The 908-nt window shown below is 44.3% G+C and carries 1 protein-coding gene; it reads left to right on the forward strand.

The window, feature by feature from the left end; genetic code table 11:
• Positions 1 to 15: 15 nt before the first annotated feature.
• The coding region (locus A3729_RS21755) for an inorganic phosphate transporter (protein ID WP_231877484.1) at positions 16 to 908 on the forward strand (893 nt) is incomplete at its 3' end.

The raw sequence follows: 908 nt of genomic DNA on the forward strand, positions 1-908 counted from the left end.
AAAATCGATTCTGCTGTGAACGATAGTCGAAAAGAATTTTCTCGTCTGGGGCTGGCATTTTTATTCTTAGCCGGGATTCTAGCTTACGTCGCGACAAGCTTCCAGCTTGGACAAGGTTCTTTGGTTTTATCTATCGCCGCAGTAGTTGGCGGCTATATGGCAATGAATATAGGTGCCAATGATGTGGCCAATAACGTTGGCCCAGCGGTTGGCTCAAAAGCGCTCACACTAACCTGGGCGATAATAATAGCTGCAATCTTTGAGGCCGGTGGTGCCTTGTTAGCTGGCGGTGAAGTCGTCAGTACCATTAAGAAGGGTATTATCAACCCCGAAAATATTACTGATTCCACTACTTTTATCTGGTTAATGCTTTCAGCCTTATTTGCTGGTGCTGTTTGGTTGAATGCAGCTACTTACCTCGGTGCGCCCGTTTCAACAACTCATTCAATCGTTGGTGGCGTGCTTGGCGCAGGTATTGCTGCTGGCGGATTGGCCATTGCAAACTGGAATAAAATGGGGATGATTGCTGCGAGTTGGGTTATCTCACCTGTGCTAGGGGGCGTTATTGCAGCCTCGCTTCTCCTATTCATTAAAAAGAAGATTATTTATCAGGATGACATGCTTCAATCGGCAAGACGCTTTGTTCCTTGGTTGATCGCGTTGATGGCGTGGGCGTTTAGTACTTATTTAGCGCTTAAAGGTTTGAAAAAAATATGGAAAATTGACTTCCAAATGGCCGCCATGATTGGTCTTGCTGTCGCCGCATGTTTTTTTGTTGTAATAAAACCTTTAGTTTCAAAGTCATCCAAAAAGCAAGAGAATAATAAGGAAGGCGTCAACAATCTCTTCACTATACCTCTGATTTTTGCTGCGGCATTATTAAGTTTTGCGCATGGAGCAAATGATGT

This window comes from Oleiphilus sp. HI0043, from assembly GCF_001634935.1.